General features: G+C 70.9%; 11 protein-coding genes. 9 read left to right on the top strand and 2 right to left on the bottom strand.

The genetic code is table 11. The features are described from left to right. Window positions 1-8 precede the first annotated feature (8 nt). On the bottom strand, window positions 9-911 hold the full coding sequence (locus tag F5972_RS26235) for a 5-dehydro-4-deoxyglucarate dehydratase (protein WP_150936879.1): 903 nt from the start codon (window positions 909-911) through the stop codon (window positions 9-11). A gap of 222 nt (window positions 912-1,133) precedes the next feature. Here F5972_RS26235 and F5972_RS26240 point away from each other — a divergent pair, with 222 nt between their 5' ends. From F5972_RS26240 to F5972_RS26250, 3 genes are read left to right on the top strand one after another with little or no spacing between them, the layout of a single operon-like run. Next, the gene (locus F5972_RS26240; protein ID WP_150936881.1) at window positions 1,134-1,937 is read left to right on the top strand and encodes an NAD-dependent epimerase/dehydratase family protein; all 804 of its coding nucleotides are present in this window, start codon (window positions 1,134-1,136) and stop codon (window positions 1,935-1,937) included. Between the two features lies 1 nt (window position 1,938). Further along, window positions 1,939-3,357 carry an aldehyde dehydrogenase (NADP(+)) gene (locus tag F5972_RS26245; RefSeq protein WP_150936884.1) on the top strand — a complete coding sequence of 473 codons (1,419 nt, stop codon included), beginning with the start codon at window positions 1,939-1,941 and terminating at the stop codon, window positions 3,355-3,357. 57 nt (window positions 3,358-3,414) lie between these two features. Continuing rightward, a complete protein-coding gene (locus F5972_RS26250) occupies window positions 3,415-3,834 on the top strand; it encodes an ester cyclase (protein ID WP_150936887.1) in 420 nt (139 codons plus the stop codon). A gap of 83 nt (window positions 3,835-3,917) precedes the next feature. On the opposite strand, the gene F5972_RS26255 is transcribed toward F5972_RS26250, so the two are convergent. Then, on the bottom strand, window positions 3,918-5,216 hold the full coding sequence (locus tag F5972_RS26255; RefSeq protein ID WP_150936889.1) for a pectate lyase family protein: 1,299 nt from the start codon (window positions 5,214-5,216) through the stop codon (window positions 3,918-3,920). Window positions 5,217-5,480: 264 nt separating this feature from the next. On the opposite strand from F5972_RS26255, the gene F5972_RS26260 reads away from it, so the two are divergent. From F5972_RS26260 to F5972_RS26285, 6 genes are all read left to right on the top strand, one after another. After that, window positions 5,481-6,338: a carbohydrate ABC transporter permease gene (locus F5972_RS26260; RefSeq protein ID WP_150937133.1), complete on the top strand. Its 858-nt coding sequence runs from the start codon at window positions 5,481-5,483 to the stop codon at window positions 6,336-6,338. A gap of 14 nt (window positions 6,339-6,352) precedes the next feature. Then, on the top strand, window positions 6,353-7,231 hold the full coding sequence (locus F5972_RS26265) for a carbohydrate ABC transporter permease (RefSeq protein ID WP_150936891.1): 879 nt from the start codon (window positions 6,353-6,355) through the stop codon (window positions 7,229-7,231). A 45-nt stretch (window positions 7,232-7,276) separates the two neighbouring features. Then, the gene (locus F5972_RS26270) at window positions 7,277-8,566 is read left to right on the top strand and encodes an ABC transporter substrate-binding protein (protein WP_150936893.1); all 1,290 of its coding nucleotides are present in this window, start codon (window positions 7,277-7,279) and stop codon (window positions 8,564-8,566) included. A gap of 75 nt (window positions 8,567-8,641) precedes the next feature. Further along, a complete protein-coding gene (locus F5972_RS26275; RefSeq protein ID WP_150936895.1) occupies window positions 8,642-9,805 on the top strand; it encodes an enolase C-terminal domain-like protein in 1,164 nt (387 codons plus the stop codon). Between the two features lie 31 nt (window positions 9,806-9,836). Beyond that, complete coding sequence (locus F5972_RS26280) at window positions 9,837-10,610, top strand: IclR family transcriptional regulator (protein ID WP_150936897.1); 774 nt, start codon at window positions 9,837-9,839, stop codon at window positions 10,608-10,610. Between the two features lie 70 nt (window positions 10,611-10,680). Continuing rightward, on the top strand, window positions 10,681-13,254 hold the full coding sequence (locus tag F5972_RS26285) for a DNA translocase FtsK (protein WP_150936899.1): 2,574 nt from the start codon (window positions 10,681-10,683) through the stop codon (window positions 13,252-13,254). The last annotated feature ends 12 nt before the right edge of the window (window positions 13,255-13,266 follow it).

Consider the following 13,266-nt stretch of genomic DNA (forward strand, 5'->3'; position numbering starts at 1 on the left):
CGGGCCGCTCAACCGACGATGTCCAGCCCGGCCGCGATCAGCTTCTCCAGCCGGGCGACGTGCTCGGGGGCCGCGTCCACGAGCGGCGGCCGCACCCCGCCCACGTCGAGGCCGCGCAGCGTGACGCCCGCCTTGATCAGCGAGACGGCGTAGCCGGGCACGAGGTCGCGCAACTCGACCAGCGGCCGGTAGAAGCCGCTCAGCAGGCGGTGCACCAGGTCGTCGTCTCCGGCGTTCACGGCCTTGTGGAAGGCCAGGGCGACCTCGGGGAGGAAGCAGAACACGGCGGAGGAGTACAGGCTCACGCCGATCCCCCGGTAGGCGGGCACGGTCATCTCGGCCGTCGGCAGCCCGTTGAAGAACGTGAACTCCCGCCCGGCGGTCTCCCGTACGGCGAGCACGATCCGCTGCATGAGGTCGACGTCGCCGAGGCCGTCCTTGAACCCGGTGACGTTCGCGATCCCGGTCAGCGCCGCCGCGGTGGCGGGCGTGAACCGGGCGTTGGCCCGCTGGTAGACGATGACCGGCAGGTCGGTGGCCGCCGCGACCTCGCGGACATAGCGCACCAGGCCCTCGGCGGGGGCGTTCACCAGGTAGGGCGGCAGCAGCAGCAGCCCGTCCGCGCCGGCCGCCGCGGCCCTGCGCGCGCACTCGCGGGCGTACGGGAGCGGCCCGCCCGCGCCGGACAGGACGGGAACCCGCCCGCCGGCCGACTCGACGGAGATCCGCACCACCCGCTCGTACTCGTCGATGCCCAGCGCGTTGAACTCGCCGGTGCCGCAGGCCGCGAACACCCCGCCCGCGCCGTCCGCGACTCCGCGCGTCACGTGCCGGGCCAGTACGTCCCCGGCCACGTCGCCGCCGGGGTCGAACGGTGTCACGGGAAAGAAGAGAACGCCCTCGAGACGCATCCGCCAGCCCTCCCGTCCACATATGTGGACACTGTTCTTGATCCTGTTATTGACGCTAGTCGGGCCCTGAATGTGAAGTCAACGAAGAGCGGAGCCGTCTCACGAAGGGCACCCCGGTTCATATACACGAACAGCGCCCGTTGTTGTGAACACGTGGGCATTACTGTGAAACTGCAAAGTGGTATCGGCGCAGAAACCAGGACAGATCGCGACAGGAGGCATATGCGTATTCTCATCACCGGCGCGGCGGGCGGCGTCGGCACCTTGCTGCGACCCCGGCTGGCCAAGGAGGGGCGCGTGTTGCGTCTGCTCGACGTCACGCCCCTGGAGGCGGGGCCGGGCGAGGAGGCGGTGACCGCGAGCATCACCGACGAGGAGGCCATGGCCGCCGCGATGGACGGCGTGGACGCCGTGCTCCACCTGGGCGGGCACAGCCTCGAACGCCCCTGGGCGCAGATCCTGGACGTCAACGTCAACGGCACCTACGTGGTGCTGGAGGCCGCGCGGCGGGCCGGGGTCCGCCACGTCGTGCTGGCCAGCAGCAACCACGCCGTCGGGTTCGCCCCGCGCGGCGAGGGAGAGGCCCCCGACTACCTGTTCCCGCGCCCGGACACCTTCTACGGCGTCAGCAAGGTCACCAAGGAGGCGCTCGGCTCGCTCTACCACGACCGTTACGGTCTCGCGGTGACGTGCCTGCGCATCGGCTCCTGCTTCGAGCGGCCGAGGGACGTGCGCATGCTGTCGACGTGGCTGTCGCCCGACGACTGCGCGCGGCTGGCCGAGGCGGCGCTGGCGGCCGACGGCTTCCACGTGGTCTGGGGCGTGTCGGCCAACACCCGCCGCTGGTGGTCCCTGGAGGAGGGCAGGGCCATCGGCTACGAGCCGAAGGACGACGCCGAGGTCTTCGCCGATACGCTCGTCGCCGAGCACGGCGAGCCGGACCTCGGCGACCTGCCGCACTCCGTGGTGGGCGGGGCGTTCTGCGGCCCCCACTACGACGTGGACAATCTCACGGCGGAGGGATGAGATGACCAGCCCGATGAACGAAGCGGTGGACGAGGCGGTCCGGCGGGCCGCGGCGGCGGGCGAGGCGTGGCGCGCGGCACCCGCGGCCGAGCGCGCCGCCGTGCTCGAATCCGTCGCCGACGCCCTGCTCAAGCATGCCGAGGAGCTGTGGCCGGTCGCCGCGGAGGAGACCCGCCTGCCCGAGGCGCGGCTGCGCGGGGAGGTCGCCCGTACGGCCGCGCAGTTCCGGCTGTTCGCGGACGTGCTGCGCGACGGCGGGTGGGTCGAGGCGGTCATCGACCATCCCGACCCCGGCGCCACGCCGCCGCGTCCCGACGTGCGCCGGATGAACCATCCGCTCGGCGTCGTCGCCGTCTTCGCGGCCAGCAACTTCCCCTTCGCGTTCTCCGTTGCGGGCGGCGACACGGTGTCGGCCCTCGCGGCCGGCTGCCCGGTCGTGGTCAAGGCGCACGAGGGCCATCCGCGCACCTCCGACCTCACCGCCTCCGTCGTACGGCGGGCCCTGCCCGACCCGGACCTGCTCGGGCTCGTGCACGGGTTCGAGGCCGGCGGTCCGCTGGTCCGGCACCCGCTGGTCACGGCGGCCGGCTTCACCGGCTCGATCGCGGGCGGGAAGGCGATCCAGAAGCTCATCGACGAGCGGCCCGACCCCATCCCGTTCTACGGCGAGCTGGGCAGCGTCAACCCCGTCGTCGTGCTGCCGTCGGCCGATCCCGCCGCCGTGGCCTCCGGGTTCGCGGCCTCGCTGACGCTCGGGGTGGGGCAGTTCTGCACCAACCCCGGACTGGTGTTCGTCCCGGCCGAGGGAGGGTTCGAGCAGGCCGTAGCCGAGGCGGTGGCGACCACCAGCGGCGGGCCCATGCTGACCGCCAAGATCCGGGAAGGCTACCTGCGGGCGTCCGGCAGGCTCGCCGAACGGCTCACCGTGCTGGCCGGCGGAGGCGAGGTGGACGGCATCACCCCGCGGGTGTTCGCCGCGGACCTCGAAGCGTTCGCGGACGGGTTGCCCGAGCTGGGGGAGGAGTGCTTCGGACCCTCGGCGATCGTGATCCGCTACCGCGACCCCGCCGATCTGCCCGCCGTGCTGCGGCGGCTGCCCGGGTCGCTGACCGCGACCGTGCACGCCGCCGGGCCGGAGGAGGCCCGCGACCTGCTGCCGGTGCTGCGCCGGCTGGCCGGGCGGCTCATCTGGAACGGCTGGCCCACCGGGGTCGCCGTCTGCTGGGCGATGCACCACGGCGGCCCCTGGCCCGCCTCCACCACCCCGGCGCACACCTCCGTCGGCGCGGCCGCAATCAGGCGCTGGACCACCCCGGTGGCGTACCAGGACTGGCCGGAGGACCTGCTCCCGCCGGAGCTGCGCGACGGCAACCCCCTCGGCGTGCCCCAGCGGGTGAACGGCCGCCCGCGCCTCTCCTGACGGCCGTATGCCCACGTAACCTGGACTCCCGGATGTGCGGGAAACGGGGGTTTCGCCGTGCTCGATGTGGTGGAGCGGTATTTCACCGCCTACAACGCCCACGACCTCGGGGAGGTCATGGCCTGCTACGGCCCGGAGCCCAGGGCGGTGGGGCCCGGCGGGCCCGCGGAGGGCCGCTCGGAGGTCGCGTCGTACCACACGTCCGTCTGGCATGCCTTCCCCGACGTGCGCGTCACCGTGTGGCAGAAGATCGTCACGGAGGCGGCCGTGGCCGTGGCCGCCGTGGGCACCGGCACGCACGCCGGCCCGTTCCCGCTCACCACGGGCGAGGTCGTCGAGGCCACCGGGCGGCGGGTCAGCGTGCGCTCCTGCTGGATGTTCGAAATCGACGTCGGGTGCGGCCTGATCGGCTGCAGCGAGGTCTTCTACGACCAGCTTGAGCTGTGCGTCCAGCTCGGGCTCCGCCTGCCCGCCTGAGGCGTGCCCACCTCAGGCGCGCCCGTCTCAGGTGGGCACGTCCCAGGCGGGCCGCGGGGGACGACGCGGAGCCCGCGCGGACGTCAGCGGATCTTCCCGGCGCCCGCGTGCCGGGAGACCTCCCTGGGCACCGCCGCGGCGGGGTCGATCCCGGTGTGCAGGGCCGGGGTCCAGCCCGCGTCCGCGCCGAGATCGGGGTCGTGCTTCGCGTTGTACGCCCCGACCAGGTCGATCGGCCGTTCCGTTCCGCCGACGCGCAGCAGGTTGCCCTTGGCGGTCAGGGCGGTGCCGCCCCAGTCGTACAGCAGCGCGGCCGGGTCCACGGCCCGGCTGAGCCGGAAGTAGTTGTTCTCCGCGTAGATCTGGGACTCCACGCCTACACCCAGTGCGTACACGAAGGTCGCCGCGTCGGGCGCCTGGTAGTAGTTGTTGTAGACGTGCACCTTGCCGAACCGCACCCGTGGCAGGCGCTGCAGGTTGTCGTAGAACTCGTTGTGGTGCACGGTGACGCTGAGCTTGCCCCGGTCGTTCGCGGGGTTGTTGGTCGAGCCGATCAGCATCGTCTTGTCGTGGTCGCGGAAGCTGTTCCAGGAGACGGTCACGAAGTCGGACGCGCTGGTGATGTCCGCCTGGCCGTCGTGCACCTGGTACGGCCGGCCGAAGTAGACCGGCTGGTCCGCGTCGGGGTTGTCCCCGTCGGTGAACGTGTTGTGGTCGATCCACACGTGGGTCGAACCGGTGACCGAGATGTTGTCGTAGAGGGAGTTCCAGTTGCCCTCGTCACCGTCGGTGGGGTCCCACTGGGGGAAGCAGTCGGCCGCGTCCTCGAAGCGGATGTTGCGGATGATGACGTTGTCGGCCTTGTCCACGTGCAGGTTGATGTGCCGGATGGTCGCTCCGGGCAGGCCCACGATCGTGGTGTTCGACGGCACCTTGAGCTTGACGTACTTGGTCTGCGCCGCCGCCGAGGCCGCCCGCGCGTCCTCCATCGGCCCGGACGGCTCGGCGTCGCGGCCCCACACGGCCGGGTCGTACGCCGCGAGGTAGCCCGCGAGGGTGTAGCCGCCGGTGGCGAAGTCCGCGCAGGTCTTGTCCACGTCGACGACGCCCTTGACGTAGATGATCCGCGGGCCGGGGGAGGCGAGCGCCGCGACCAGGCCCGCGCGGTCGGTGACCACGCGGATGTTCGCGGCGGGCGCCGCCGCGCCGCCGGTGGTGCCGGCGCCGGCCGAGCCCCAGCCGTCCCCCGCCGGGAGCGTCTGCCGCCCGAGATCGGGCGCCGGGGGATCGATCGCGGCGGCGTTCGCCGCAGGCGCCGGGACGGCCGCTGTCAGCGCCGTGAGCGTCAGGACGGCGGGCACGAGCAGGGATCTTGCGGGCATGACGGTCTCCGTTCGCGGTCGCGCCTTCATCCCTCTGAACATGATTCATATTCATGAACACCCGGACCGTACGGCGAGTTGTGGTGATGGTCAAGGCGTGCCGGAGTGTCAAGAGTGAATGTCTCGAATAGGACACGAGTCCTTGACAGGACGAGTGCGGAATATCACCGTTGATCCGTCGTCGTCCATGTGTGTGAACGGCGTTCAGGAATATGTTCCGATCCCCTGGAGAAGTGTCGCGAAGGAGATGGGCCGGTGACGACGATGCGCCGCAGGGCCGTGCCGTACCTGCTGATCTCACCCACGGTCGCGCTGATCGCCGCGTTCCTCGTCTATCCGATCGGCAGCGTCGCCTACTACAGCCTGCAGCACCGCAACCTCACCCGCCCGTGGGCGGACGGCTTCGCCGGCCTGGACAATTTCCGGCACATGCTGTTCGAGGACGAGGTTTTCTGGCACAGCCTGGGATTCACCGCCAAATGGGTGATCGCCGAGATCGGCCTCCAGCTGGTCCTCGGGCTGGCGCTGGCGCTGATAGTCAATGAAAGCTTCATCGGCCGGGGGCTCGCCCGGTCGCTGGTGTTCTCCCCGTGGGCCGTCTCCGGAGTGCTGACGACCGGGATCTGGATCCTGCTCTACACGCCGGGCACCGGCGTCCTGCGTTTCCTCGGGCAGCCCGAGGCGGCGGTCCTCGGCAATCCCGACACGGTCTTCCCGGCCGTGGTGGTGGCCGAGCTGTGGCGCGGCGTGCCGTTCTTCGCGATCCTCCTGCTCGCCGGCCTGCAGGGCATCCCGGGCGAGCTGTACGAGGCCGCGGCGGTGGACGGCGCCGGGCGCCTCAGGCGCTTCCGCCACGTCACGCTGCCGCACCTGCGCGACGCGATCGTGCTGGCCACGCTGCTGCGCGGGGTCTGGGAGTTCAACAACGTCGACCTGCTCTACACGCTCACCGGCGGCGGTCCCGCGCAGGTCACGACCACGCTGCCGCTGTACGTCGCGCAGCGGGCCGTCGACTCCAAGGACTTCGGGTACGGCTCGGCGCTGACGATGGCGGGCTTCGTGATCCTGCTGTTCTGCTCCGTCCTCTACCTCCGGCTCAGCCGGTTCGGTGAGGACCGATGAGGAGGGCTCCGGCGATGAGCGCCGACGTCATGACCCGCCCGCGTCCGCGAGCGGTGCCCGCGGCCCGCCGCGGGCGGCCGAGACGGGACCCCGGCCGGGTGCTGCGGCTCTACGTCCCTCTCGGGCTGTACCTGGTCTTCACCCTCGTGCCGTTCTACTGGATGCTGGTCTTCGCCCTGCGTCCGGCGGGATCGGCCGACCCGGTGCCGTGGCCGATCACGTTCGAGCACTTCGAGACCGTCTGGAACGACATCGGCTACGCGGTGTTCTTCCGGAACAGTGTGATCGTCGGGGTCTGGTCGCTGCTGGTCACCACGGTGATCGCGGTCATGGGCGGCTACGCCCTGTCGCGTTACCGGTTCCGCGGCCGGAGCCTGTTCATGGTCGTGCTGCTGTGCACCCAGTTCGTCCCCGGCGCGATGATGCTGATCCCGCTGTTCTCGATCTTCAAGACGCTCGGCCTCATCAACAGCCTCGGCAGCCTGATCGTCGCCGACACCGTCTTCAACCTGCCTCTGTCGATCATCCTCATGAGCGGGTTCGTCTCGGCCGTGCCGTTCACGGTGGAGGAGGCCGCGATGGTCGACGGGTGCGGCCGGCTGCGCGGCTTCCTCGCGATCGTGCTGCCGCAGCTGCGGCCGGGACTGATCGCGGTCGGGTCGTTCGCGTTCATCCACACGTGGAACAACTTCCTGTTCGCGCTGATGTTCGTCAGCAGGCAGGACAGCTTCACGATCCCCGTCGGGCTCAGCTACACGATCGGGGAGTACAGCGCCGACTTCGGGGCTCTGGCGGCCGGTGGCGTCGTCGCCGCTCTGCCGGTGGTCTGCGTGTTCGCAGTGGTCCAGCGCTATCTCGTGCACGGCATCAGCGCCGGCGCGGTCAAGGGATAGCGATCCCCCCAAGCTCTACACAGCCTCTCCTGACCAGGAGGAACCATGAAGATGAAGGTGGCCTGGGCGGCGCTCGCCGTTCTCGCCGTCACCGCCACCGGGTGCGGGTCCGGCTCGGGCTCCGGCGACGGCTCCGGCAAGACGACCATCACGTTCTGGGACAACAACGGCGGCGCCCGCACCCCGATCTACCAGGAGCTCATCAAGCGGTTCGAGGCGGCCAACCCTGCGATCCACGTCGAGTACGTCGGCGTCCCGATCGCCTCCGTCCAGCAGAAGTACGACACGGCCGTCGCAGGCGGCGACACCCCCGACGTCGGCGGCGTGACCACCTCGTACCTGGCCAACCTGACCGGCCAGCAGGCGCTGGAGCCGGCCGACGAGTGGCTGGCCAAGAGCGCGGTGAACGGCAAGCTGGCCACGCCGATGCTCGACTCGGTCCGCAGGACCGTGCCCGACGGCAAGCTCTACCTGGTGCCGAACACCTCCAACATGGACGTGGTCTGGTACCTGAAGGACAAGCTCCAGCAGGCGCCGGCGACCTGGGACGAGTTCTTCACGGACGCCGACCGGCTGACGAAGAAGCCCGACCAGTACGGCTACACCATCCGCGGCGGCGCCGGATCGATCTTCCAGATCCTCGCCGAGATGTACTCCTACTCGGGGATCGGCGAGTTCTTCGACGCCTCGGGGAAGAGCACGGTCAACGACCCGAAGAACGCCGAGTTCCTCGGCAGGATGGCCGGGCTGTACAAGAAGGACACGCCCGAGGCCGACGTCACCAACGACTTCCCGAAGATGGTCGCCGCCTTCGGCACCGGGAAGATCGCGATGATGCACCACAACCTGGGGTCGTACAACGACCATGTGAAGGCGCATGGCAAGGACAAGATCGGCGCGTTCGCGCTGCCGACCGGCCCGGGCGGGAAGCGGACCGTCGTCGCCAACCCGGTGGACGGCTTCGCGGTGTTCAAGAACAGCGAGCACAAGGACGCCGCCTGGAAGTTCGTGGAGTTCCTCGTCTCCCACGACGGCAACAGCTACTGGAACCAGCAGACCGGCCAGATCCCGGCCAACACCGACGCGCAGGGCGACTCCTGGGTGCGGGGTCTCGACCACCTCAAGACGGCCGTCGACACGCTGAACGATCCGAGCACCCAGGTCGTGTCGCCGCCCTACTACCTGCCCCAGTTCTCCTCCATCACCAAGGCCGACACCGAGCCCCTCTTCCAGAAGGTGCTGCTCGGCCAGATGAAGCCCCAGGAGTTCCTCGACACCCTGGCGCAGAAGCTGACCGACGCCCAGGCCGAATGGAAGAAGGCCAACGGCGGCTGAGCGGCCACCCCCGGACCGGGCCGGTGCGTCCCTGACCGCGCACCGGCCCTCCCAACTCTGAGGAGGCGAGGTTCCATGGCGGTCGTCGAACGCGTCGGCGTCACGGTCTTCACCACGGTCACCAGGTCGGTGGTCGACGGGCACGGCCACCGGCACCCCGGCCCGCCCCGCGAGGTGCGGGAGGCGCTGCTCACGATCACCGACAGCGACGGCGTCACCGGGCACTGCCTCGCCGCGCCGGACACCGTACGGGAGGCGGTGATCACGAGTCACATCGGGCCGGCGCTGGCCGGCCAGGACAGCCTCGACCGGGAGCGGCTGTGGCACCGCGTCGCCCGCCGTCAGCGCGGCGCCCAGGGCAACCTCTCCGACCGCGCGCTCAGCGCCGCCGACCAGGCCCTGTGGGACCTCGCCGGGCGCAGGCTCGGCCTGCCGGTCTGGAAGCTGCTCGGCGGCGCCCGCGCCGAGGTGCCGGCGTACGCGAGCACCATGTGCGGCGACGACATCCCCGGCGGCCTGGCCACCCCCGAGGACTACGCCGCCTTCGCCAAGGACCTGGTCTCCCGCGGCTACCGCGGGATCAAGCTGCACACCTGGATGCCGCCCATGCCGTACGGCGTGGACCGCGACATCGAGGCGTGCGCGGCGGTCCGCGACGCGGTCGGCCCGGACGTGGCGCTCATGCTCGACAGCAACCACTGGTACTCCCGCTCCGAGGCCCTCACCCTCGGCCGCGCCCTCGACGAGCTCGGCTTCGCCTGGTACGAGGAGCCGATGGAGGAGGCGTCGGTGCAGTCGTACCGGTGGCTCGCCGACCAGCTCAGGACGCCGATCCTCGGCCCGGAGACCTCCTGGGGCAAGCACATGGCCCGGGCCGAGTGGGTGGCCGCCGGGGCGTGCGACATCCTCAGAGTGGGCGTGGTCGGCTCCGGCGGGATCATCCCGGCGGTCAAGGCCGTGCACCTCGCCGAGTCGTTCGGCATGGACTGCGAGATCCACGGCAACGGGTCCGGTGCCCTGGCCGTGATCGGCGCCACGCTGTGCGGGCGGTGGTACGAGCGTGGCCTGCTGCACCCGCACTCGGACTACGACACCCCCGCCCCGCACCTGCGGTCGATCGTCGACCCGCTCGTGGACGGGAAGGTGCGGATGCCGGATGCCCCCGGGCTGGGGGATGATCTGGATGTGGACTACATCGCCTCCCGTACGGTCGCCTCCTGGGGAACCGGCTCACAATAGGAGGCGGACAGGCGGGTCAGGGAGGTACCAAATGGCGGAACCCGTGCCGCATGTGAAGTCGGCGCTCCGGACGGTCGAGCTGCTCGACTTCTTCGCGCAGTATCCCGGGCTGCACAGCCTCACCGACCTGCAGGGCAAGCTGGGCTACCCCAAGAGCAGCCTGCACGCTCTGTTGCGCACCCTGGTCGACCTCGGCTGGATCGAGACCGACGTCACCGGCACGCTGTACCGGATCGGCATGCGGGCGCTGCTGGTCGGGGCGACGTACATCGACGGGGACCCGGTGGTCCAGCTCGCGCACGACGCGCTCGACTGGCTGGCGGAGGTCACGGGGGAGACCGTGCACCTCGCCCGGCTCGACCACTTCGACGTCGTCTACCTCGCCACCCGCGCCTCGCGCCACTACCTGCGGCCGTTCTCCCGGGTCGGGCGCCGGCTGCCCGCGAGCACCACCTCCCTCGGCAAGGCGATCCTGGCGAGCCGGGACGACGAGGAGGTGCGGGCGCTGCTGCCCGCCGAGCTGCCCTCGCTGACGGCCCACACCATCGTGGACGCCGAGGAGCTGCTGGTCGACCTGCGCCGGGTGCGCAAGCAGGGATACTCCGTCGACCGGGAGGAGAACACCGAGGGGCTGCGGTGCTTCGGCGTGGCGCTGAGGATCAGCGATCCGCCGAGAGACGCCATCAGCTGCTCGGTGCCGATCCCGCGCCTCACCCCGGATCGGGAGAAGGAGATCGCCTCCTGCCTCCTGGAGGCGCGCGAGCGCATCGAGCGCTCCGCCCTGCGCCAGCGCCGCGCTTACTGACCCACCCGCGCGCCGGTCCCCTCGGCGAGCCTTCCGGACATCTCCGCGCCTTACGAGTAACTTCGGCATCATGGCCACCCGTACGTCCGGACAGGGGTCCGGCAAGCGCTCCACGCCCCGCTCCGGGCAGCGCTCGGGGTCCCGTACGGCAGCACCGAAACGGTCCCCGGCGGGCTCCCGAGGCAGGGCGGCGCCCCGGCCCGCGCCGAGGAAGCGCCCGCCCGCCACCGGACACGACCCGATCAGCTGGGTCTTCCTGGTGATCGGCAAGGTCGTCATCGGCCTGTGGATGGTGGTGGCGAACAGCCTGGGCATGGCGGCCCGGGCGCTCGGGCAGAACGCCCGCGACCTCGACCCCGTGCACCGGCGCGACGGGCAGGGCCTGTCGGTGCTGGCCGGCGCCATCGTGCTCGCCGCCCTGACCTGGCGCCGCGACACCACGACGGGCTTCGCCGCGGTCGTCGACGCCGTGGTGCGCGGCACGGTCGGCTCGCTCACCTGGGCCGTCCCCGTGCTCCTCGCGCTGCTCGCCTGGCGGCTGCTGCGCCACCCCGACCAGAACTCCGAGACCGGCAGGATGGGCATCGGCTGGACCGCGCTGCTGGCCGGGATCCTCGGGATCGTGCATGTCGCCCACGGCACGCCGTACCCCTCGGGCGGGCCGACCGACGGCATGGACAACGTGTCGGCGGCGGGCGGCATGGTCGGCTTCATCGTCTCGGCGCCGCCGTCGAGCATCCTGCCGGCGTTCATCACGATCCCGCTGCTGGTGATGCTGTCGGGCTTCGGCCTGCTGGTGATCACCGCGACCCCGGTGCACCGCGTCCCCGAGCGCCTCGCCGAGATCCGGCACATGCTCTTCGAGCGGCCGGAGAGGGCAGGGGAGCCGCGCAGGTCCCCGGCCGGGCCGAAGAAGCGCACCCGCAAGTCGCAGGGCGACGCAGGTGAGGGCGGCGACCGGGTCAAGCCGTACGACACGCCCGTCCTGTCGGAGAAGGAGCACTCGCCGGAGATCGTCCCCGGCCTGGTGGACGAGGCGGCCGACGCGGCCGCCGACCTGGCCGCGCCGAGCGAGCCCACCGAGCCGGAGATAGAGCTTCCCAAGGCTCCGCCGCAGCCGCCGCTGCCGACCCCGGCGCCGCGGAAGGTCGAGCAGCTCGTCCTGTCCAGCCAGGAGGGGCCCTACACGGTGCCCGATCTTGCGCTGCTGCGGCCGGGCAGCGCTCCCAAGCAGGAGACCAAGGCCAACCGGACGGTCGTGAACGCGCTGACCAGCGTGCTGGAGCAGTTCTCCATCGACGCGCAGGTCATCGGGTTCACCCGCGGCCCGACGGTCACGCGGTACGAGATCGAGCTGGGCCCGGCGGTCAAGGTCGAGAAGGTCACCGCCCTCACCAAGAACATCGCGTACGCGGTGAAGTCGGCCGACGTGCGGATCCTGTCCCCGATCCCGGGCAAGTCGGCGATCGGCGTGGAGATCCCCAACGTCGACAAGGACCTCGTGTCGCTCGGCGACGTGCTGCGCTCGCAGGTGGCCCAGGCCGACCACCACCCGATGATCGTCGGCCTCGGCAAGGACGTCGAGGGCCGCACGATCGTGGCCAATCTGGCCAAGATGCCGCACATCCTCATCGCGGGCGCCACCGGCGCGGGCAAGTCGACCTGCATCAACGGGCTGATCTCCTCGATCCTGATGCGGGCCACCCCCGACGAGGTCCGCATGGTGCTGGTCGACCCCAAGCGGGTCGAGCTCAGCTCGTACGAGGGCATTCCCCACCTCATCACGCCGATCATCACCAACCCGAAGAAGGCCGCCGAGGCCCTCGAATGGGTGGTAGGCGAGATGGACCGGCGGTACGACGACCTGGCCGCCAGCGGCTTCCGGCACGTCGACGACTTCAACAAGGCCGTCCGGGCGGGCAAGCTGGTGCCTCCGCCGGGCAGCGAGCGGGTCTACCAGCCGTACCCGTACCTGCTGGTGATCGTGGACGAGCTGGCCGACCTGATGATGGTCGCGCCGCGCGACGTGGAGGACTCGATCGTCCGCATCACCCAGCTCGCCCGGGCCGCGGGCATCCACCTGGTCATCGCCACCCAGCGGCCGTCCGTGGACGTGGTCACCGGCCTGATCAAGGCGAACGTGCCGTCCCGGCTCGCGTTCGCGACCTCCTCGCTCGCCGACTCCCGGGTCATCCTCGACCAGCCGGGCGCCGAGAAGCTCGTCGGGCAGGGCGACGCGCTGTTCCTGCCGATGGGCGCGAGCAAGCCGATACGGCTCCAGAACGCGTTCATCTCCGAGAAGGAGATCGCGGAGGTCGTCGGCCACTGCAAGGTCCAGATGCAGGCCGAGTACCGCGAGGACGTGGCCGCGCCGGCCGCGGTCAAGCGGGAGATCGACGAGGAGATCGGCGACGACCTCGACCTGCTGGTCCAGGCCGCCGAGCTGATCGTGTCGACCCAGTTCGGCTCCACGTCGATGCTCCAGCGCAAGCTGCGGGTCGGCTTCGCCAAGGCCGGACGGCTGATGGACCTGCTGGAGAGCCGCAACGTGGTCGGCCCGAGCGAGGGATCGAAGGCCCGCGAGGTGCTGGTCCAGCCCGACGACCTGCCCGGCCTTCTCGCCGACCTGCGCGGCGAGTCCTAGAGCCTTCGTCAC

This window comes from Microbispora cellulosiformans (assembly GCF_008728085.1).
GTDB lineage: Bacteria > Actinomycetota > Actinomycetes > Streptosporangiales > Streptosporangiaceae > Microbispora > Microbispora amethystogenes.

What these genes read in the sequence shown, in the direction of transcription:
- F5972_RS26265 (WP_150936891.1), top strand. Translation starts at nt 6,353, where the DNA reads ATGAGCGCCGACGTCATGACCCGCCCGCGTCCGCGAGCGGTGCCCGCG.
- F5972_RS26270 (WP_150936893.1), top strand. Translation starts at nt 7,277, where the DNA reads ATGAAGATGAAGGTGGCCTGGGCGGCGCTCGCCGTTCTCGCCGTCACC.
- F5972_RS26235 (WP_150936879.1), bottom strand. Translation starts at nt 911, where the DNA reads ATGCGTCTCGAGGGCGTTCTCTTCTTTCCCGTGACACCGTTCGACCCC.
- F5972_RS26245 (WP_150936884.1), top strand. Translation starts at nt 1,939, where the DNA reads ATGACCAGCCCGATGAACGAAGCGGTGGACGAGGCGGTCCGGCGGGCC.
- F5972_RS26280 (WP_150936897.1), top strand. Translation starts at nt 9,837, where the DNA reads ATGGCGGAACCCGTGCCGCATGTGAAGTCGGCGCTCCGGACGGTCGAG.
- F5972_RS26285 (WP_150936899.1), top strand. Translation starts at nt 10,681, where the DNA reads ATGGCCACCCGTACGTCCGGACAGGGGTCCGGCAAGCGCTCCACGCCC.
- F5972_RS26260 (WP_150937133.1), top strand. Translation starts at nt 5,481, where the DNA reads ATGCGCCGCAGGGCCGTGCCGTACCTGCTGATCTCACCCACGGTCGCG.
- F5972_RS26275 (WP_150936895.1), top strand. Translation starts at nt 8,642, where the DNA reads ATGGCGGTCGTCGAACGCGTCGGCGTCACGGTCTTCACCACGGTCACC.
- F5972_RS26255 (WP_150936889.1), bottom strand. Translation starts at nt 5,216, where the DNA reads ATGCCCGCAAGATCCCTGCTCGTGCCCGCCGTCCTGACGCTCACGGCG.
- F5972_RS26240 (WP_150936881.1), top strand. Translation starts at nt 1,134, where the DNA reads ATGCGTATTCTCATCACCGGCGCGGCGGGCGGCGTCGGCACCTTGCTG.